The sequence below is a fragment of the Alcanivorax hongdengensis A-11-3 genome, from assembly GCF_000300995.1.
GTDB lineage: Bacteria > Pseudomonadota > Gammaproteobacteria > Pseudomonadales > Alcanivoracaceae > Alcanivorax > Alcanivorax hongdengensis.
The window spans coordinates 1-18724 of record NZ_AMRJ01000018.1; the positions used below are offsets into that span (position 1 = coordinate 1).

The 18724-nt window shown below is 61.1% G+C and carries 21 protein-coding genes; 15 read left to right on the forward strand and 6 right to left on the reverse strand.

What is annotated here, in order from left to right; genetic code table 11:
- From A11A3_RS18070 to metF, 6 genes are all read left to right on the forward strand, one after another.
- Window positions 1-350, forward strand: a 350-nt coding sequence (locus A11A3_RS18070) for a hypothetical protein (protein WP_008929454.1), incomplete at its 5' end; no start/stop codon positions are given.
- Window positions 351-455: 105 nt separating this feature from the next.
- Window positions 456-1427 carry a metalloregulator ArsR/SmtB family transcription factor gene (locus A11A3_RS11410; protein WP_008929455.1) on the forward strand — a complete coding sequence of 324 codons (972 nt, stop codon included), beginning with the start codon at window positions 456-458 and terminating at the stop codon, window positions 1425-1427.
- 34 nt (window positions 1428-1461) lie between these two features.
- Window positions 1462-2610: a methionine adenosyltransferase gene (gene metK, locus A11A3_RS11415; protein ID WP_008929456.1), complete on the forward strand. Its 1149-nt coding sequence runs from the start codon at window positions 1462-1464 to the stop codon at window positions 2608-2610.
- Between the two features lie 59 nt (window positions 2611-2669).
- Window positions 2670-3023, forward strand: a complete 354-nt coding sequence (locus tag A11A3_RS11420) for a four helix bundle protein (RefSeq protein ID WP_008929457.1) — start codon at window positions 2670-2672, stop codon at window positions 3021-3023.
- A gap of 56 nt (window positions 3024-3079) precedes the next feature.
- Window positions 3080-4468 (forward strand): adenosylhomocysteinase, encoded by a 1389-nt coding sequence (gene ahcY, locus A11A3_RS11425; RefSeq protein WP_008929458.1) that lies wholly within the window; start codon window positions 3080-3082, stop codon window positions 4466-4468.
- Between the two features lie 148 nt (window positions 4469-4616).
- Window positions 4617-5444 (forward strand): methylenetetrahydrofolate reductase [NAD(P)H], encoded by an 828-nt coding sequence (gene metF, locus A11A3_RS11430; RefSeq protein ID WP_008929459.1) that lies wholly within the window; start codon window positions 4617-4619, stop codon window positions 5442-5444.
- 67 nt (window positions 5445-5511) lie between these two features.
- Here the strand turns inward: metF and A11A3_RS11435 are convergent, their stop codons facing one another.
- Entirely contained in the window at window positions 5512-6114 is a 603-nt protein-coding gene (locus tag A11A3_RS11435; protein ID WP_157375630.1) for a hypothetical protein, read from the reverse strand.
- A gap of 324 nt (window positions 6115-6438) precedes the next feature.
- Between A11A3_RS11435 and A11A3_RS11440 the strand changes: the two genes are divergently transcribed.
- The 6 genes from A11A3_RS11440 to A11A3_RS11465 all read left to right on the forward strand — a co-directional run bounded on the left by A11A3_RS11440 (window position 6439) and on the right by A11A3_RS11465 (window position 11463).
- Window positions 6439-6906, forward strand: a complete 468-nt coding sequence (locus A11A3_RS11440) for an aminoacyl-tRNA deacylase (RefSeq protein WP_008929461.1) — start codon at window positions 6439-6441, stop codon at window positions 6904-6906.
- 100 nt (window positions 6907-7006) lie between these two features.
- The gene (gene pyk / locus A11A3_RS11445; protein ID WP_008929462.1) at window positions 7007-8455 is read left to right on the forward strand and encodes a pyruvate kinase; all 1449 of its coding nucleotides are present in this window, start codon (window positions 7007-7009) and stop codon (window positions 8453-8455) included.
- Between the two features lie 120 nt (window positions 8456-8575).
- On the forward strand, window positions 8576-9520 hold the full coding sequence (locus tag A11A3_RS11450) for a DegV family protein (protein WP_008929463.1): 945 nt from the start codon (window positions 8576-8578) through the stop codon (window positions 9518-9520).
- Between the two features lie 109 nt (window positions 9521-9629).
- Window positions 9630-9848: a hypothetical protein gene (locus A11A3_RS11455; protein ID WP_008929464.1), complete on the forward strand. Its 219-nt coding sequence runs from the start codon at window positions 9630-9632 to the stop codon at window positions 9846-9848.
- Window positions 9849-9857: 9 nt separating this feature from the next.
- Window positions 9858-11012 carry a hypothetical protein gene (locus A11A3_RS11460; protein ID WP_008929465.1) on the forward strand — a complete coding sequence of 385 codons (1155 nt, stop codon included), beginning with the start codon at window positions 9858-9860 and terminating at the stop codon, window positions 11010-11012.
- A 133-nt stretch (window positions 11013-11145) separates the two neighbouring features.
- Entirely contained in the window at window positions 11146-11463 is a 318-nt protein-coding gene (locus A11A3_RS11465; protein ID WP_008929466.1) for a TRL-like family protein, read from the forward strand.
- 40 nt (window positions 11464-11503) lie between these two features.
- Here the strand turns inward: A11A3_RS11465 and A11A3_RS11470 are convergent, their stop codons facing one another.
- Entirely contained in the window at window positions 11504-11902 is a 399-nt protein-coding gene (locus A11A3_RS11470) for a GFA family protein (protein WP_008929467.1), read from the reverse strand.
- A 77-nt stretch (window positions 11903-11979) separates the two neighbouring features.
- The gene (locus A11A3_RS11475; protein ID WP_008929468.1) at window positions 11980-12852 is read right to left on the reverse strand and encodes a LysR family transcriptional regulator; all 873 of its coding nucleotides are present in this window, start codon (window positions 12850-12852) and stop codon (window positions 11980-11982) included.
- A gap of 220 nt (window positions 12853-13072) precedes the next feature.
- Between A11A3_RS11475 and A11A3_RS11480 the strand changes: the two genes are divergently transcribed.
- Window positions 13073-14182: an S-(hydroxymethyl)glutathione dehydrogenase/class III alcohol dehydrogenase gene (locus A11A3_RS11480; RefSeq protein ID WP_008929469.1), complete on the forward strand. Its 1110-nt coding sequence runs from the start codon at window positions 13073-13075 to the stop codon at window positions 14180-14182.
- Window positions 14183-14269: 87 nt separating this feature from the next.
- Complete coding sequence (fghA, locus tag A11A3_RS11485) at window positions 14270-15115, forward strand: S-formylglutathione hydrolase (protein WP_008929470.1); 846 nt, start codon at window positions 14270-14272, stop codon at window positions 15113-15115.
- 14 nt (window positions 15116-15129) lie between these two features.
- Here the strand turns inward: fghA and A11A3_RS11490 are convergent, their stop codons facing one another.
- Window positions 15130-15525, reverse strand: a complete 396-nt coding sequence (locus A11A3_RS11490; RefSeq protein ID WP_008929471.1) for a hypothetical protein — start codon at window positions 15523-15525, stop codon at window positions 15130-15132.
- 45 nt (window positions 15526-15570) lie between these two features.
- Entirely contained in the window at window positions 15571-16566 is a 996-nt protein-coding gene (locus tag A11A3_RS11495) for a helix-turn-helix domain-containing protein (RefSeq protein ID WP_008929472.1), read from the reverse strand.
- A 119-nt stretch (window positions 16567-16685) separates the two neighbouring features.
- Between A11A3_RS11495 and A11A3_RS11500 the strand changes: the two genes are divergently transcribed.
- Window positions 16686-17663 carry a sterol desaturase family protein gene (locus tag A11A3_RS11500; protein WP_008929473.1) on the forward strand — a complete coding sequence of 326 codons (978 nt, stop codon included), beginning with the start codon at window positions 16686-16688 and terminating at the stop codon, window positions 17661-17663.
- Between the two features lie 61 nt (window positions 17664-17724).
- Here the strand turns inward: A11A3_RS11500 and A11A3_RS11505 are convergent, their stop codons facing one another.
- Window positions 17725-18705, reverse strand: a complete 981-nt coding sequence (locus A11A3_RS11505) for an NAD(P)H-dependent flavin oxidoreductase (protein WP_008929474.1) — start codon at window positions 18703-18705, stop codon at window positions 17725-17727.
- Window positions 18706-18724: the final 19 nt, after the last annotated feature.

Consider the following 18724-nt stretch of genomic DNA (forward strand, 5'->3'; position numbering starts at 1 on the left):
GGCGATTCATCATGAGGCCCGAACTACAAGCCCAACTACTCTCACGCCATAAAAAGATCTTTGCGCAATGGCAACTCTCCACCCCTAGCTGTGGCGATGGCTGGTTTCCGCTAATTGACTCTCTTTGCCGCTGCCTTCAATTCCATACCGACCATGGCGACGGACCACAGATTGTGGCTTTACAGATCAAAGAAAAGCTTGGCTCATTGCGTTTTTATTGTCACCAGAGTGATGACTTTCAGCAGGGCATTATTACCTTGGCTGTCCAGCTATCCGAGCAACTATGCAAAACCTGCGGCACCCTCATTCTCGACAAGCACCACTGCCCAGGCTGTAACCCTCCCCCTTGAGGCATCGAACCCTTTTCCCGACCGCAGAGCGGCCAGCGCGCAAGCGCCGGCCACCTATATCAATTTATTTTGATTTAGTTTTCGATTGCGCTAGAATCCACCCCCATGAATGCACAGGCACCGGCTCCAGCGGAGATCACCGATCACCTGGCGGGCTTTCTCAAGGCCGCCGGCGATCCGTTGCGTCTGCAAGTGTTGCAGGTGCTGGGCCAGAGTAGCTTCGGGGTGCTGGAGCTGTGCGACATCATGGCCATCAAGCAATCCGGCATGAGCCACCACCTCAAGGTGCTGGCCCAGGGCGGGCTGGTGGAGAAGCGCCGGGAAGGCAATTCCATCTTCTACCGCCGTCGCCTGCCCCAAGCCGACAGCGTGGAAGGCGCCATGCACGGTGCGCTGCTGGATGAACTGGACGAAGGCGACCTGGATGGCGAAGTGGCCGAGCGGCTGGCCCAGGTGCAGCAGCAGCGGGCCGCACAGAGCCGGGCGTTTTTCGATCGCCACGCCGAGCAGCTGGATGAGCAGCCGGAGCTGATCGCCGATTACGACCAGTACGCGGAACAGGCTTGCGAGCTGCTGCTGCGGGCCTGCCCGGACGGCAAGGCGGCACTGGAAATCGGCCCCGGCGATGGCCGCTTCCTGAAAGAACTGGCGGGCCACTTTGCTACCGTGATCGGCCTGGATAACGCCGACGCCATGCTGGAACGCGCCCAGCAGGCGGTCGCCAAACAGTCAAATGTGCAACTGATACTGGGTGAGTGGCCGGCCAGCGCCAGCACCCTGCCTACGGTGGATGCCGTGGTGCTGAACATGGTGCTGCATCATCTGCCGTCCCCCGCCAGCGCCCTGCGCGCCGCGGCGCGGCAGCTGAACGAGGGTGGCACCCTGCTGATCACCGACCTGTGTCGACACGATCAGCACTGGGCCCATGAGGCCTGTGGTGATGTCTGGCTCGGCTTCGATGAAGCCGATCTGGTGGATTGGGCCGGCCGTGCCGGTCTTGAACTGCAGGAAAGCCAGTTTCTGGCCCTGCGCAATGGTTTTCAGGTGCAGGTACGCAGCTTCCGCCGCGTGCCGTAATTGTTTCAACCCCACTTAAGGGAGCACTCCAGAAATGAGTGAATATTCCATCTTTACTTCCGAGTCCGTGTCCGAAGGTCATCCGGACAAAATGGCTGACCAGATCTCGGACGCCGTTCTGGATGCGATCATCAAGGATGATCCCCACGCCCGCGTGGCGGTGGAAACCCTGGTGAAAACCGGCATGGCCATCGTCGCCGGCGAAGTGCGCACCAGCACCTATGTGGAACTGGAAGACATCGTTCGCCAGGTGATTCTCGATATCGGCTACGACAGCTCCGACAAGGGCTTCGACGGTGCCAGCTGTGCGGTGCTCAACGGTATCGGCAAGCAGTCCGCCGACATTGCCATTGGCGTGGACGAAGCCGAGAACAAGGAAATGGGCGCCGGTGACCAGGGCCTGATGTTCGGTTTTGCCACCAACGAAACCGACACCCTGATGCCGGCACCGGTGTACTACTCCCACCGCCTGGTGGAGCGTCAGGCCGAGCTGCGCAAGAACGGCACCCTGCCCTGGCTGCGCCCGGACGCCAAGAGCCAGGTGACCCTGCGCTACGACAATGGCAAACCGGTGGCGGTGGATGCGGTGGTACTTTCCACCCAGCACGCCCCGGACATCCAGCTGGCGGACCTGCGCGAAGCGGTGATGGAAGAAATCATCAAGCCGGTGCTGCCGGAAGAATGGCTGCACAAGGACACCCTCTATCACGTGAACCCCACCGGCATCTTCGTGATCGGCGGCCCTATGGGTGACTGCGGCCTGACCGGGCGCAAGATCATCGTCGACACCTACGGCGGCATGGCTCGCCACGGTGGTGGCGCCTTCTCCGGCAAGGACCCGTCCAAGGTGGACCGCTCCGCGGCCTACGCCGGTCGCTATGTGGCCAAGAACATTGTCGCCGCCGGCCTGGCCAGCAAGTGCGAGATCCAGGTGAGCTACGCCATCGGCGTGGCCGAGCCCACCTCCATCTCCATCAACACCTTTGGCACCGGCAAGATCAGCGACGAGGCCATCGTGACGCTGGTGCGCGAACACTTTGACCTGCGCCCGCGCGGCATCATCGAAATGCTGGACCTGCGCAAGCCGATCTACCGGCCCACCGCCAGCTACGGCCACTTCGGCCGCGAAGGCTTCAGCTGGGAGAAAACCGACAAGGCTGCCGAGCTGGCCAAGGCACTGTAAAAAAATCTGTCGGACGTCAGCAGTCTGACGTCGGACGCTTGGGACAGGGAGGTCCTGACGTGTCTCGAAAATATCAGCGCCTCAATGTATGGCAGGACGCCATGGAATTGGCTGAAAAGGTTTACCTGATCACCCGGAACTTTCCTGATGAAGAACGCTACGGGTTGAGTCAGCAGATGCGCAGAGCCTCTGTGAGTATCGCATCAAATATTGCTGAAGGATCAGGTCGAGGAACCGACAAAGATTTTGTTCGCTTCCTGCACATGGCCAGAGGCTCACTTCAGGAGTTGGAAACTCAACTCTTTCTCTCAAGCCGACTCGCCTTTCACGAGGAACTTGAGAAACTCAGCCAGGATGTTGATCACATTTACGCCATGCTCAACAACCTGATCCAGGCACTGAAAAGTGCATAAAAGCTTTTAGCGTCAGACGTCCGACCTCCGACGTCCGACCCCCAACGGAGAAAACCATGAACGCGAAAGCGGATACTTTCACCGACTATAAAGTCGCGGATATTTCCCTGGCCGCCTACGGCCGCTCTGAAATCGATATCGCTGAAACGGAAATGCCGGCACTGATCGCCATCCGCGAGAAGTACCGTGCCGAGCAGCCGCTGAAAGGCGCCCGCATTATCGGCTGCATCCACATGACCATCCAGACCGCCGTGCTGATCGAGACCCTGCAGGCCCTGGGTGCTGAAGTGCGCTGGTCCTCGTGCAATATTTTCTCCACCCAGGACCATGCGGCCGCCGCCATCGCCGCCGCCGGCACACCGGTCTTTGCCTGGAAGGGCGAAACCGAAGACGAGTACATGTGGTGTATCGAGCAGACCTGCCGCGACGGTAATGGCGAGCTGTGGGATGCCAACATGATCCTGGATGACGGCGGCGACCTGACCGGCTACATCCATGAGACCTACCCGCAGATGCTGGACAACATCCACGGCATCACCGAAGAGACCACCACCGGCGTGCACCGTCTCTACGAAATGCTCAAGAAAGGCACCCTGAAAGTGCCGGCGGTGAACGTGAACGACTCCGTCACCAAGAGCAAGAACGATAACAAATATGGCTGCCGTCACTCGCTCAACGACGCCATCAAACGCGGCACCGACCACCTGCTGTCCGGCAAGAAAGCACTGGTGATCGGTTACGGCGACGTGGGCAAGGGCTCCGCCCAGTCCCTGCGTCAGGAAGGCATGATCGTGAAGGTCACCGAAGCCGACCCGATCTGCGCCATGCAGGCCTGCATGGACGGCTTTGAAGTGGTCAGCCAGTACAAGGATGGCATCAACGACGGCACCGCCGCATCCATCAATACCGAGCTGCTGGGCAACACCGACCTGCTGGTGACCACCACCGGCAACTTCAATGTCTGTGATGCCAACATGCTCAAGGCCATCAAGAAAGGCGCCGTGGTCTGCAACATCGGTCACTTCGACAACGAAGTGGACACCGCCTTCATGCGCAAGACCTGGGAATGGGAAGAAGTGAAGCCGCAGGTACACAAGGTGTGGCGTGACAAGGCCGCCGGTGACTTCCTGTTGCTGCTCTCCGAAGGCCGCCTGGTCAACCTGGGCAACGCCACCGGCCACCCCAGCCGCATCATGGACGGCTCCTTCGCCAACCAGGTGCTGGCGCAGATGTACCTGTTTGATCAGGGTTTCGCCAAGCACTCCGACACCGTGAAGGAAAAAATGCTCAAGGTGGAAGTGCTGCCCAAGCACCTGGACGAAGAAGTGGCCCGCTATATGGTGCAGGGCTTCGGTGGCGTGATCACCAAACTCACCCAGGAACAGGCCGACTACATCGGCGTCAAGGTGGACGGCCCCTACAAGCCCGAGCATTACAAGTATTAAGTCGTACGTCTGACGTCGGAAGTCGGATGCCAAAAGCAGCAGACCTCCGGCACAGCGTCGTAACAAAGAAGTCACTTGGCTCGCTCCGCGGGCCAGCGTCAGGCGTCAGACGTCCGTCGTCCGACGCCTCGCAACGCGAGGCATTCCCATGAAACGAATCAGTTTTGAATTCTTCCCCCCCAAGACCGACCAGGGGAAAGAAAAACTGCTGGCCACCCAGCAGAAGTTGCTGGTGAAAAAACCGGAATTCTTTTCCTGCACCTTTGGTGCCGGCGGCTCCACCCGTGACAACACCCGTGACATGGTCGGCAAGCTGCGCGAACAGCACGCCGACACCGCACCGCACCTGAGCTGCATCGGCCAGAGCCGTGAAGAAATCATGGAACTGGTCAATGGCTACAAAGCCGCCGGCGTTACCCGTATCGTCGCCCTGCGCGGCGACCTGCCCTCCGGCATGGGCTATGCCCAGAGCGAACTCAAGTACGCTGATGAACTGGTCGCGCTGATCCGCGAGGAAACCGGCGATCACTTCACCCTGGAAGTGGCCGCCTACCCGGAAATGCACCCCCAGGCACGCAGCTTCGAAGACGACATTGCCCACTTCAAGCGCAAGGTGGATGCTGGTGCCAACAGTGGCCTGACCCAGTACTTCTACAATGCTGATGCCTACGGCTACTACCTGGATGCGCTGCAGAAAATCGGCTGCCAGGCGCCGGTCTATCCGGGCATCATGCCGATTCTCAACGTCGCCAACCTGCTGCGCTTTTCCGACAACTGCGGCGCCGACGTGCCGCGCTGGCTACGCAGCAAGCTCAACGACATCAAGGATGACGAGGCCGCGGTGAAAGCCTACGGCGAGGAAGTGGTCACCCGCCTGTGTGAACGTCTGCTGGCCATGGGCGCTCCCGGCCTGCACTTCTACACCATGAACCAGGCCGGCCCCAATCTGCGCATTCTGGATAATCTGGGCCTGTGAGAGAGATATCCAGACAAAAAAAAGAGGGCCTAATGGCCCTCTTTTTTAAAGATTCATCCTGGCATCGTTACTCACAAAGAGCGCTCTTGATGTCAGTAATGGTCGGAGAGGATACCGGCGCCGCCCGCAGGGCAAGATTGATATTGACCTCTTTGCCGTTAATGCTGGAAAGCTTCATGAACAGCCCGGTGCTACCGGAAAACGATCCCGCCAGAACCAGCTTGTCAATATCATGGTTGCCATCAACACCGAGGGTGACAACCGTCTTCACATCATCAACCAGATTGACCGCAAACTCCTGCTTGCTTTCCACCCAGTACAGCTGCTTTCCTTCCAGCTGATAGTTGGCTTTTCCATTTGCTGCTACGGCATAACAGTTACCGGAAGAATCAACGCCGTCATTCATGTAATCGTAGGTGTGAACAACGCCTTCTTCATCGATGTAATAATAAATCTCATCATTATCACTGCCGGTTTCCGCATCATACACGCCTGAGATCCATCCAGCCTGCTCGCTGGTGGGTTTGCTGGCGCCTTCAGGAAGATACTTGGTGGCACTTTTTTTCGCACCATCGTTACCGGAATCGTTATTGCTGGAGGAACCACCGCCCCCACCACCGCATGCAGCAAGAACCAGAGAAAAAAGAAGGGCCCCAAAAAATCTAAGCATGTCATTTTCCTTTTGCTTATCGTAAAAGCCGCGGATCATAGACACCTACACCCTGCCAGGACCAGCAACCAGATGTGACACATTTCACAACCAAGTCCGCTATGGCAAATCTCCTACAAAATATGGTGTCATCTTCCGGCGTTCGCCTCGCCAAACCCTTAGCTCACAACAGTTATCTGTACTCTCGTGCATATAAAATTAAATTATTTCCTTTATGCACTCTTGGTATTTCTCGATCGGCGAACCTCTCCACTACTCTTTTAAACAAGACTTCGATAACGGGTTACGGCGCCCCACCCGGCTCCGGTCCCGAGGAGGTGTATCATGCCTGCCCGCGCCCTGGCGGATTTTCTCGACAATAACGATGTGTATTACCACTGCTACAACCACCCACCGGCGATGACCGCCGCCGAGGTGGCCCAGGCCAGTCATATCCCCGGCGAGTACATGGCCAAGGCCGTGATCGTCAATGTGGACGGGGAAATGGTCATGGCGGTGTTGCCGGCGCATATCTACCTGGACCCGGAGCGCATGGCTCAATCCCTGCAAGCGCAGACCGTGACGCTGGCCACCGAAGAGCAGTTTGCCGATCGCTTTCCGCTCTGCGAGCTGGGCGGCGAGCCGCCCTTTGGCAACCTGTACGGCATGAAGGTCTATGTGGATGACACCCTGATCAAGCATGACTGGCTGGCCTTCAATGCCGGCACCCACACGGAAGTGATCAAGATGGGCATGGGCGACTTCCTGCGTCTGAGCGAGGCGCAGAGCTGCTCCATGGCCATGCTGCATTAACCGTTCTCGGCAATCTCGGCGCCCGCATTGACGGGCGCTGTCATCCCGGCAGCGATCTCGCGTGCTATCCTGCAGCAAACACTGACAGGAAAGTTTGCGAATGTTCCGACGCACCAAGATTGTTGCCACCGTTGGCCCGGCATCCGCCCCCGCCGACATGCTGGATGCCCTGATCGAAGCCGGCGTTAATGTGTTCCGGCTCAATTTTTCCCATGGCAGTGCCGACGACCACAAGGCCGTAGCGCGCCGTATCCGCGAGGCGGCGGAAAACCGTCAGCGCCATGTGGCCATCCTGGCCGACCTGCAGGGCCCCAAGATCCGTATTGCCCGCTTTGCCGATGGCCCGGTAACCCTGAGGGAGGGCGAGCCCTTTACCCTGGATATCCAGCGCGACGAAAACAGCGGTGACCAGCACGGCGTGGGTATCAGTTACCCGCAGCTGACCCGCGATTGCCAGACCGGTGACGTGCTGCTGCTGGATGACGGCCTGATCGAATTGCGCGTCACCGCGGTTAGTGAGCACCAGGTGCAGTGCACCGTGCTGACCGGCGGCACACTCTCCAACAACAAGGGCATCAACCGCAAGGGCGGCGGCCTCAGCGCCAAGGCCCTCACCGACAAGGATTTGCAAGACATCGTCACCGCCGCCGAAATGGACGTGGATTTTCTCGCCCTGTCCTTCCCCCGCGACGCCGCCGATGTGGAAGATGCCCGCCGCCATTACCGGGAGGCCGGCGGCGAAGGCGGCGTGGTGGCCAAGATCGAGCGGGCCGAGGCGGTGGCCGACGACGCCACCCTGGACGGCATCATCCAGGCCTCCGACGGGGTCATGGTGGCGCGCGGCGACCTGGCGGTGGAAATCGGCGATGCGGAACTGGTCGGCGTACAGAAACACATCATCCGCCGGGCCCGGGCGCTGCAGCGTTTCGTGATCACCGCCACGCAGATGATGGAATCGATGATTCACAGCCCCCAGCCCACCCGGGCGGAGGTGTCCGATGTGGCCAACGCGGTACTGGACGGCACCGATGCGGTGATGCTGTCGGCGGAAACCGCCGTGGGCGACTACCCGGTGGCCACCGTCACGGCCATGGACCGCATCATCCGTGGCGCCGAGCGCACCTATCAGGAGCGCCGCTCGGACACCCGCCTGGAGCAACCGGTGGCACGCATCGACGAAACCATCGCCCTGGCCGCCATGTTTGCCGCCAATCACATGCCCGGGGTCAAGGCCATCATCGCCATGACCGAAAGCGGCAACACGCCGCGGCTGATGTCACGGGTGCGCTCGGGGCTGCCGATCTTCGCCTTCACGCCGCACCCGCGCACCCAGCGGCGGGTGGCCATCCTGCGGGGCGTCCAGACGGTGGCCTTTGACAGCCAGGCACTGCCCAATGACAGCGTCAACCAGCGGGCGGTGGATATCCTCAAGGATGCCGGCGTGGTGGAAAACGGTGACCATGTGCTGATCACCAAGGGCGATTATGTGCGCGCCCACGGTGGCACCAACGCCCTGAAAATCGTCAGCGTGGGCAGCCATATCCGCTAGAAAGCACGCAATCCGGCCATTCCATAACAATCTTAATACATATGCATACGCAAAAAGGCGCCACCCCCGGCGCCTGCTAACTTAGACTGAAGTCTCAATTCCAACGAGAACGGCATAACAATGAGAATCGGTCTGGTTGTGGACTCGGGTTGCGATCTGCCCAAATCCTTCATCGACGAGAACAATATTCTGGTGATGCCGGTATCCATCCGCATCGGCAAGGAAATCTTCGTGGACACCCGGGATCCCCAGCGGATTCAGGAGTTCTACCAGCGCCACAGCCTGGACAAGAGCCACGACGCGGAATCGGCACCGCTGACCGTGGAACAGATAAAGTCCCTGTTCCTGGACAAGGTGGTGCTGGATTTCGATTACGCCCTGGTGCAGACGGTACCCAAGAGCCGCAGTCCGATTTTCGACAATGCGCTGGAGGCGGCCCACGCCATTCTCAGTGAATACAAACCCCTGCGACAGAAAGCCGGTATCGAAGGCCCCTTCGCCGTGCGCGTCAGCGACAGCCAGACCCTGTTCGCCGGCCAGGGCGTGCTGGCGGCGGAGACCATCCGCCTGATCAAGAGCGGCATGCGCGTGGGTGACATCCGCCAGCGGGTGGCGGACCTGACACCCAAGACCACCGGCTATGCGGTGGTGCCTGACCTCTACTACGTCCACAAGCGTGCCCGCAAGAAAGGCGACAAGAGCGTCGGCTTCATGGGGGCCCTGATGGGCTCGGCCCTGGATATCAAACCGATCCTCTGCGCCCGCCAGGATCAGACCTTCCCGGTGGCCAAGGTGCGCGGCTTTGATCTGGCGGTGGAGCGCATGTTCGAGCATGCCTGCTTCTGCATCGGCCAGGGGCTGCTGTCACCCATTGTCTGCGTCAGCTATGCCGGCGATGCGGATGCGGTCTACCAGATGCCCGGCTTCGACAAACTCAAGGCCACCGCCGAAAAGCACGACGTGGAGCTGCTGATCAGCAACATGGGACTCACCGGCGGCGTCAACATCGGCCCCGGCGCCATCAGCATCGGCATGATCACTGAACAGCAAGAATTCACGGGTTAACTGCGGCCAGCCCTGGCCGCTTTCCTCTGCGCCCGCCTTTTTGGTCTTTTCGGCAACAGGCAGATCAGCGATTTGCTGGCATAGTAGTGCCACCCAAATCGGAGGAAGTATGTCTGATTCAATCCAATCCCTGAAAAACAAGGGCCTGCCAGCCGACGCTCTGGCCTTTATCGAGTCCTTGCCCGCCGAGCAGGCCAGCAAACTGGCCGATGCGGTACTGGCTGCCATGCAGACCAAGGACCGTCGCGTGGAAAAAGCCATGAACAATGCGCTGAACGTGGTACCCGGGCCCTTCCGCCGCCCGGTGAAGAAAATGCTGTTCGGTTAGGAGCCCATCATGCATATCGAAACTCAAGCCGAACTGCTCAAACTCAGCCGCTTGCTGGAAGCTGAAGAAGGCAGCCTGGATTTTCTTGACGGCCAGGACATCAGCGCCATGGCCGCCTTCCGCGCCAGCGTTTCCGGCTTCTTTTACGAACAGCACCAGGACAGCTACCAGCGCCTGGCCGGCATCAGCAAACTGGTGCCCACCGGTGCCAGCGCCAAACTGGCCACCACCGTGCTGGGCTCGGTACTGGCCGCCGGTATCGCCTCGGAACTGCCACCGGAGCGTGCCATCAAACTGGCCGACAAGCTGCCGGAAGATTTCATGGCCAAGCTCTGCATCCACCTGGAGCCGAAGCACTCACGCAGCCTGCTGGCCGCCATGCCCGACAAGATCGTTGCCACCGTGGCCCGCACCCTGCTGGCCATGAATGAACACATCACCCTGGCGCGCTTTGTCGGCGTGATCCAGCCTTCCGCCCTCAAGCAGGTGTCCGCCAGCATCGAGGACGGCGAGGCGATGGTGAAGATTGCCCTCTACCTGGAAGACAAGAGCAAGCTGGACGCACTGATGGGCCTGCTCAGCGAAAGCCAGCAGCGCGCCACCCTCAAGGCGGCCACCGACCACGAACTGTGGCCGGCGGTGCTGTCGCTCAACGGCTATCTCAATACCGAACTGCGCGGGCGCATGGGCAATCTGGTGGCCGAGCAGGGCGACACCGCACTGAGTCACATTATCGAGGTGGCCAGCGAACAGCGCCTGTGGACCAACCTGCTGCAGGCGGTCAACGCCATGGACAGCAAACACCAACAGAACGTGGTCAACCTGGAGAAGCTGCGCGAGCCGGCCATCATGGAAAGCCTGATCACCACGGTGGCGGCGGAAAACAGCTGGGACGAGCTGCTGACCCTGCTGCCGCTGCTGGACCAGGCCCACCTGGCACCGGCCCTGGATGTGCTCACCGAGCGCCAGCCGCAAAGTCTGGACGCGGCCCTCAACCACGCCCATGACAGCAACCTGCTGGGCCTGTTCGGTCACCTGCCGGACAGCGAAGTGGCACGGGTCGCCGACGTGCTCAAGAGTAACGCCGCCGACAGCTGGCAGGCGTTCGCCGCGCGCAACGGCGATGCCCATGAGATCGAAGCCCTGAAGGCCGCACTGGCCTGACCCCCGCCCCACAAACAGGGGGGACCCTCCGGTACCCCCTCGTTTGAGCCCTGCCAACCTTGTGACAACTATTTTACAATGCGCCCGCCTCCCGGACGGAGGCCATTCCTAAAATCAAACAAGGTTGTCTGATATGAAAATGATTAAATTGCTTGCGACAGGGACCCTGCTGGCCGCTCTGGGCGGCTGCGCCACCGCCGTCAGCCCGGTGGGCAACGGCCTGTTCTTCACCGATGTGTCCGGCCCGGTCACCGCCTCCGACAATGCCGCAGCCAGCAAGACCGGCAAGGCCTGCGCCACCAACATCCTCGGCCTGGTGGCCGGCGGCGACGCCTCCATCACCGCCGCCAAGGAACAGGGTGGCATCACCAAGGTGGCCAACGTGGACTACCGCAGCAACACCGTGCTGGGCCTGTTCAGCCAGTCCTGCACGCTGGTCAAGGGCGAATAAGCCACCCGGCCCCGGTTTTCGCCGGGGCCATCTTCTCTGCCTACTTGGCGCCCTGTGCAAACCGGGGCAGATCATCCTCAATCGCCCACCAGTTGCAGGCATCCTCCACATAGGCATGAAAGGCCGGCCGCACCGTCAGCGGCTCATTGAGCAAGCCGGCACGAATGCGCACCACCCCCGGCAGGCTGTCCTTGCGGCTGAGCACCGGCGAGCCACACTCCTGACAGAAAACACGCTGCTTGCCCGGCGAGGAAGCAAAGCCCTTGAGCAGAGATTCCCCGCGCAGCCAGCGCAAGTGATCCGTACTCACCGGGATATTGGTCACCAGCGCGGTGCCCTGGGCCTTGCGACACTGCTGGCAATGGCACACCTGAATGGGTGCCAGCTCGCCGTCGATCTCGAAGGCGATACCACCACAAAGACAGCTTCCCGTGACCATGTTTTCTCCTTGAATCAAAGCGCATGTGTTGTGCAGGGGCGAGCTTGCCAGCCAGCACCCGCAATCGGTGTTGCCCGCTAACGGGAAATTCTGTCGACCAGAAAATCCACGAACTGGCGCACCTTGGGCGACAGATGCCGGTGGCGCGGGTAGACCACCCACACGGCGGTGTGGGTGCAGGCGTACTGGTCCAGCACCGAAACCAGACGGCCACTGTCCAGATCGTCTTCCACGTAATAATCCGGCAGCTGTACCAGCCCCAGGCCCTTGCGGGCGGCATCCAGCAGGGCCACACCGGAATTGGCGCGCCAGTTGCCCTGCACCCGCCAGTGGCGGTGCTGGTTGTCAACGTCAAAGGTCCACTGCTCGGCGGAACCCTGCAGGCAGTTGTGCCGGTTCAGCTCACCCAGGGTATGCGGGCGGGCATGGCGCTGGAAGTAATCCGCCGAGCCCACCACGTATTCGCGCCGCGGGCACAGCTTGCGGGCGATCAGTGAAGAGTCCGGCAGGGCGCCGGTGCGGATCGCCACATCAAAGCCTTCATCGACAATATCCACCCGCCGGTTGGTGAAATCCATCTGCACCGACAGTTGCGGGTGATCGGTGAGAAAGTCGTTCACCAAAGGCGCGATAAAGCGCTCGCCGAAGGTGGTGGCACAGGTCAGGCGCAGCACGCCGCTGGGCTGTTGCTGGTAGTCACTGATGGCGGTGAGGGCTTCCTGGAAGCCGTCAAACAGCTGCCCGCAATGCTCGAAGTAGACGGTACCGGCATCGGTGAGCGTCAGTCGCCGGGTGGTGCGGTACAACAGCTGAGTGCCCAGCTGGGTTTCCAGCCGTGCCACCAGCCGGCTGACATGGGAGCTGGATACACCCAGGTGCCGGGCCGCATCGGCAAAGGAGCCGCGGCGCACCACTTCCACAAAGGCTTCGATCCGGTCCCAGTGCTGCATGTTCCTTTTACCTTTATCAGGCGCGTTCACCACAGAGGGCACATTATTGCTCAGTAGCAACAATCTATTGCCATATTGTGCCTTATCGCCCTATTCGTGTCTGCGTATAGTGAATCCCCATGGTTATGCCGGGATGGCCCGCAGGGCGGAAATCGGCGCCAGCCGATCTCCGCCGGACCGCGGACCTTTCCAACCCCAATCCCCTATTGCAGGAGTCATCATGAAGTCACGTGCCGCCGTCGCCTGGGAAGCAGGCAAGCCCCTGGTTATTGAAGAAGTGGATGTGGCCGGCCCCAAGGCCGGTGAGGTGCTGGTGCAGATTGTCGCCACCGGCGTCTGTCACACCGATGCCTATACCCTGTCCGGCAAGGACCCGGAAGGGCTGTTCCCGTCCATCTTCGGCCATGAGGGCGCCGGCATCGTGCAGGAAGTGGGCGAAGGCGTGACCAGCCTGAAACCCGGTGATCATGTGATTCCGCTCTATACCGCCGAGTGCCGCCAGTGCAAGTTCTGCCTCAGCGGCAAGACCAACCTGTGCCAGGCGGTGCGCGCCACCCAGGGCAAGGGCCTGATGCCGGACAGCACCAGCCGCTTTTCCCTGAACGGCAAGATGATTCATCACTACATGGGCACCAGCACCTTCTCCGAGTACACCGTGGTGCCGGAAATCTCCCTGGCCAAGGTCAGCAAGGAGGCGCCCATGGACAAGATCTGCCTGCTTGGCTGTGGCGTGACCACCGGCATCGGTGCAGTGATGAATACCGCAAAGGTGGAGCCCGGTTCCACGGTGGCGGTATTTGGCCTGGGGGGCATCGGCCTGTCGGTGATCCAGGGTGCGGTGATGGCCAAAGCCGAGCGCATCATTGCCATTGATATCAACGACGACAAGGAAACCATGGCTCGCCAGTTCGGCGCCACGGACTTCATCAACCCGACAAAATACAGTGACCCGATCCAGGATGTGATCGTCGAGCTCACCGACGGCGGTGTGGACTATTCCTTCGAGTGCATCGGCAACGTCAACGTGATGCGCTCGGCACTGGAGTGCTGTCACAAGGGCTGGGGCGAATCCATCATCATCGGCGTGGCCGGCGCCGGCGAGGAAATCTCCACCCGCCCGTTCCAGCTGGTCACCGGTCGGGTCTGGAAGGGTTCCGCCTTCGGCGGCGTGAAAGGGCGCACCGAACTGCCCGGCTATGTGGATCGCTACATGAACGGTGAGATCAAGATCGACGAATTTGTCACCCACACCATGGGCCTGGAAGAGATCAATACCGCCTTTGATCTGCTGCACGAAGGCAAGAGCATTCGCTCGGTGATTTTGTTCTGATTTAGCGTCTGACGTCGGACGTCCGACGCCAAAATCAAGTTCGCGCCTCGAGCGGCGCTCCCACAACGGCTTTGCAGAAGGTTTTTCATGTCCGACATAGAACTGGTTTCCGCCACCAAATCCTTTGGTGGCTGGCTGAAGCGCTACAAGCACCACAGCAAGGTGCTGAACTGCGAGATGATCTTCGCCATCTACCTGCCACCGGCGGCGGAGCAAAAGGATGTGCCGCTGCTATGGTGGCTGTCCGGCCTGACCTGTACCGATGAAAACTTCATGCAGAAGGCCGGCGCCCAACGCCGCGCCGCGGAACTGGGCCTGGCGCTGGTATGCCCGGACACCAGTCCGCGCGGCACCGATCTGCCCGGTGAGCATGACAGCTATGACTTCGGCTCCGGCGCCGGCTTCTATGTGAATGCCACCCAGGCTCCCTGGAGCCAGCATTACCGCATGTACGACTACGTCACCGAGGAACTGCCGGCGCTGGTCAACGAGCACTTCCCGCTCAACGGGCGCCAGGCCATCAGCGGCCACTCCATGGGCGGCCACGGGGCGCTGATCTGTGCCCTGAAAAATCCGCACCGTTACACCTCGGTGTCGGCCTTTGCGCCGATCACGCACCCGGTGGCCTGCCCCTGGGGCGAGAAGGCCTTCAGTGGCTACCTGGGCGACGACCGGGAAAGCTGGAAAGACTGGGATGCCAGTGAACTGATCCGCCGTCAGGGCAGCGCCCTGCCACTGATGGTGGACCAGGGCGACGCGGACAACTTCTACACCGACGGCCAGCTACGCCCGGAAGATCTGCAGGCCGCCTGTGAGGATACCGGCGTGGCCCTGACCCTGCGCATGCAGCCCGGCTATGACCATTCCTATTTCTTTATCGCCAGCTTTATCGATGACCACCTGACCTACCATTACGGTCAGCTTTGCCGTTGATCGCCGGCCGACGGTTACTCCTGCGCCGGCTCCGCCGGCTTTAGGGTACGCGTGGCTTTCACCGCGCCTTCGGGAATCTCCCGGGTGAGCGTCACGCCGTCCACGGTCATGGTCCAGTGATCGCCATCCAGATGCGGCACGTCACTGACATGCAGGGTGCTGGTGAAGAAGGCAAAACCGACCACGATATCGTCACCGTCGAATTCCTTCAGGGGGCCGCCGATGGTCTTGTTCACATCACCGATCAGGTGCTTGAACTCCACCTGCCCGGCGGGGGTGATCAGCAGCACCATGTTGTCCGCCGTCCAGTAGCCGGCATAGATGAGCTTGTTATCCGGCAGCGGGGTGCGCTGGCAGGCACTCAGAAACAGGGCGCAAAGAACAATCAGACTGGCACGTAACAGGGGCATGGGACTCTCTTCGGCAATGGGTGCAGCAGCGCAGAGTATAACGGACTAGCGACGCTGACGCCGCCGCTGCACAGGCGTTTGCCCGGTCCATTTGCGGTAGGCCCGGGTAAAGGCACTGTGTTCGGAGTAGCCCAGCAGCAGGGCAATGTCGGCCAGGGTCAGGGAAGGGTCCGCCAGGTAATGGTCGGCCAGCTGGCTGCGGGTACGATCGAGCAGCCCCTGCCAGGTCAGCTGCCGTCGCTCCAGTCGCCGTTGCAGCGTGCGCACCGACACATGCAGCTGGGCTGCCACCCGCACCACACTGATATCCCCTTCCGGCAGTAGCCGCACCATGGTCTGCTGCAGGGCCCGGTCGAAGCCGTCGGAATCCGGCAACGCCTGCAACAGGGCCGCAGCCTGACGATCCAGCAGGGTGCGCAGGCTCGGGTCGCTGTGCGGCAGGCTGATACCGAGAAACCAGAGCGGGAAGCGCACACAGGTGTGAGCGGCGCCGAATTCCACCGGGCAGCCAAAAAACGCCTCATAGGCCTGGCGCGCCGCCGGCGCCGGGGCCGGAAACACGAAGCTGACCCGGGAGGGCGTCGGCGGGTCATCCACCAGCCGGCGGATGAAGGTAATCATGGCAGCAATGGACACGCTGTCAGCCAGCTCACCGATGGCCACCGAGGCCGGCCAGCGCATCAGCATGGTGTCACCCTCGCCCAGCACTTCCACCATGTCCCGCCCGTAGAACAGGCTTTCGTAGCGCTGGTAGGCCTGCATGGCCTCGCCCAGGGTCTGGCAGGTCAGCGTCAGGTAGCCCAGCACGCCCACATGGCGCGGCTGCACCAGCGCCCCGATGGCCAGGCCCGGCACCCGCTGGCGCGGGCGCAACGCCACCGCCCGGTGCAGCCATTCGCGCCACAGATCCAGCGGCACGATATCCGCCGGGCCGCGGCTGTCGAGCAGGGTCCGCAATTCCGGGGCCGGCAGGTTTTCCTGGTCCAGCCAGTCACTGAGCAGCTGCACCCAGGCCCCGGTCACCCGCATGGTGGTCGCCATGATCGCCTCTCTCAGCCTTTTGTCCTGATGGCATAGATTGTCAAAAATACGGCACGGATCGTCAATACACGGCGTCGACCCTGGGCCACAATGGCACCATCAGAAAAGGAGACAATGTCATGCAACTGATGGACATGTTTCAGGCGGTCTGGAACGACAGCGGCCTGGCATCCCTGTGGCAGCAGGTATCCCCGTGGCTGGCGCTGGACGAGCGGCAGCTGATCTTCGTGATCGCCACGCCTTTTTTCATCGGTGTATTCCTGTGGGAATACCTGAAGATCCGCCACGACCCGGTGCGGGTGGATACCCGCGAGTCGGTGCGTAATTTCATGCTCGGGGCCGGCTACCAGACCACCGAGTTGCTGTTCGCCGGGCTGATTTCCTTCCCGGTCTTTGCACTGGCCTATCACCACCGCGTGCTGGACATTCCGCTCAACGGGGCCACCGCCGTGCTGCTGTGGGTGCTCACCGATTTCTGTTTTTACTGGTATCACCGCACTTCGCATCGGGTGCGCTGGTTCTGGGCGGCCCATGTGACCCACCACTCCAGTGAGCGCATGAACTTTTCCACCGCCATGCGTCAGAACGCCACCAACATCTTCAACGGCGGCTGGCTGTTCTATGTACCGCTGGCCCTGATCGGCTTCAACCCGGTGTGGATCGGTGTCTGTTATGCCCTGTCGCTGGTTTACCAGTTCTTTATTCACACCACCCTGGTCGGGAAGCTGCACCCGGCCATCGAATTCGTCTTCAATACACCCAGCCACCACCGGGTGCACCATGGCCGCAACCCGGACTATATCGACACCAACTACGGCGGTGTCTTTATCGTCTTTGATCGCCTGTTCGGCACCTTTACGGCGGAGCGCGACGACCTGCCGGTGGAATACGGCATCACCCGCCCGGTCTACAGCAACAACCTGCTGGTCAACTGGTGCCACGAGTACGTGGACATGTTCCGCGACATGGCCCGGCGCGGCCCGCTGGGCCAGCGGCTCAAGCACCTGTGGAAGCCGCCGGAATGGCAGCGCGAAGCCACCGCTCAGCCGGCATCACCGGCACGGCAACCCGGCGGCAGCGATGCCGGAACGGGCTAGCCATCAGGCAGACAAAAAAACGGGGCGATGATCGCCCCGTTTTTCTGTCTGGCCGGCGGTGTTATTCCGCCAGCATCCCCGCCAGCCGCTGGTTCACGGTGCCGACACATTCGCTGATGATGTCATCAATGATTTCTGCGCAGCTGGGGTAGCTGTCGATCAGGCCCTGGACAATACCGGAGGTCCAGATGCCGCCATCGATTTCCCCGGAGGTCAGCGCCGCCTTGCCTTTGACACCGGCCACCAGGTCGACGATGTATTCGAACTTCATGTCCTGGCCTTTCTCACGCTCGATCTCGTTGACCCGGGTGGCCACGGCGTTCTTGAACACCCGCGCAGTGTTCTTCAGCGGGCGGAAGATCAACGCGGTATCCAGCTCGGAGGCCTCGGCGATGGCGCGCTTCATGTTTTCGTGTACCGGCGCTTCCCTGGAGGCCAGGAAACGGGTACCCATGTTGATGCCATCCGCGCCCAGGGCCAGACAGGCGGCCATCTGGGCACCGGTGCCGATACCGCCGGACGCCAGCATGGGAATCTTCAGCACCCGCGCCGCTGCGGGCAGCAACACCAGGTTGGGGATATCGTCTTCCCCCGGGTGACCGGCACACTCGAAACCGTCCACGGAGACGGCCGCCACCCCGACCTTCTCGGCTTTCAGGGCATGACGCACGGACGTGCACTTGTGGACCACCTTGACGCCGGCGCCTTCGAACAGCGGCATGAAGGGCTCCGGGTTGCGGCCGGCGGTTTCCACCACCGGAATGTTGTTCTCGCAGATGACCCGCGCGTATTCCTCGTAGGGCACCGGCTTGATGGTCGGCAGAATGGTCAGATTGACGCCGAAGGGCTTGTCGGTCATCTCCTTGCAGCGCTTGATTTCCTTGTCCAGGTCTTCCGGCGTGGGCTGGGTCAGGCCGGTGATGATGCCCAGGCCGCCGGCATTGGACACGGCGCTGGCCAGTTCGGCGTAGCCCACGTTCTGCATGCCGCCCTGAACAATCGGGTATTTGATGCCAAGCAATTCGGTAATACGGGTTTTCATCGGTCATCCCCTTTGCAAC

Excerpts from the sequence above, each read along its gene's own strand:
- A11A3_RS11410 (WP_008929455.1), top strand. The coding sequence starts at position 456 with ATGAATGCACAGGCACCGGCTCCAGCGGAGATCACCGATCACCTGGCG.
- metK (WP_008929456.1), top strand. The coding sequence starts at position 1,462 with ATGAGTGAATATTCCATCTTTACTTCCGAGTCCGTGTCCGAAGGTCAT.
- ahcY (WP_008929458.1), top strand. The coding sequence starts at position 3,080 with ATGAACGCGAAAGCGGATACTTTCACCGACTATAAAGTCGCGGATATT.
- metF (WP_008929459.1), top strand. The coding sequence starts at position 4,617 with ATGAAACGAATCAGTTTTGAATTCTTCCCCCCCAAGACCGACCAGGGG.
- A11A3_RS11435 (WP_157375630.1), bottom strand. The coding sequence starts at position 6,114 with ATGCTTAGATTTTTTGGGGCCCTTCTTTTTTCTCTGGTTCTTGCTGCA.
- A11A3_RS11440 (WP_008929461.1), top strand. The coding sequence starts at position 6,439 with ATGCCTGCCCGCGCCCTGGCGGATTTTCTCGACAATAACGATGTGTAT.
- pyk (WP_008929462.1), top strand. The coding sequence starts at position 7,007 with ATGTTCCGACGCACCAAGATTGTTGCCACCGTTGGCCCGGCATCCGCC.
- A11A3_RS11450 (WP_008929463.1), top strand. The coding sequence starts at position 8,576 with ATGAGAATCGGTCTGGTTGTGGACTCGGGTTGCGATCTGCCCAAATCC.
- A11A3_RS11455 (WP_008929464.1), top strand. The coding sequence starts at position 9,630 with ATGTCTGATTCAATCCAATCCCTGAAAAACAAGGGCCTGCCAGCCGAC.
- A11A3_RS11460 (WP_008929465.1), top strand. The coding sequence starts at position 9,858 with ATGCATATCGAAACTCAAGCCGAACTGCTCAAACTCAGCCGCTTGCTG.
- A11A3_RS11465 (WP_008929466.1), top strand. The coding sequence starts at position 11,146 with ATGAAAATGATTAAATTGCTTGCGACAGGGACCCTGCTGGCCGCTCTG.
- A11A3_RS11470 (WP_008929467.1), bottom strand. The coding sequence starts at position 11,902 with ATGGTCACGGGAAGCTGTCTTTGTGGTGGTATCGCCTTCGAGATCGAC.
- A11A3_RS11475 (WP_008929468.1), bottom strand. The coding sequence starts at position 12,852 with ATGCAGCACTGGGACCGGATCGAAGCCTTTGTGGAAGTGGTGCGCCGC.
- A11A3_RS11480 (WP_008929469.1), top strand. The coding sequence starts at position 13,073 with ATGAAGTCACGTGCCGCCGTCGCCTGGGAAGCAGGCAAGCCCCTGGTT.
- fghA (WP_008929470.1), top strand. The coding sequence starts at position 14,270 with ATGTCCGACATAGAACTGGTTTCCGCCACCAAATCCTTTGGTGGCTGG.
- A11A3_RS11490 (WP_008929471.1), bottom strand. The coding sequence starts at position 15,525 with ATGCCCCTGTTACGTGCCAGTCTGATTGTTCTTTGCGCCCTGTTTCTG.
- A11A3_RS11495 (WP_008929472.1), bottom strand. The coding sequence starts at position 16,566 with ATGGCGACCACCATGCGGGTGACCGGGGCCTGGGTGCAGCTGCTCAGT.
- A11A3_RS11500 (WP_008929473.1), top strand. The coding sequence starts at position 16,686 with ATGCAACTGATGGACATGTTTCAGGCGGTCTGGAACGACAGCGGCCTG.
- A11A3_RS11505 (WP_008929474.1), bottom strand. The coding sequence starts at position 18,705 with ATGAAAACCCGTATTACCGAATTGCTTGGCATCAAATACCCGATTGTT.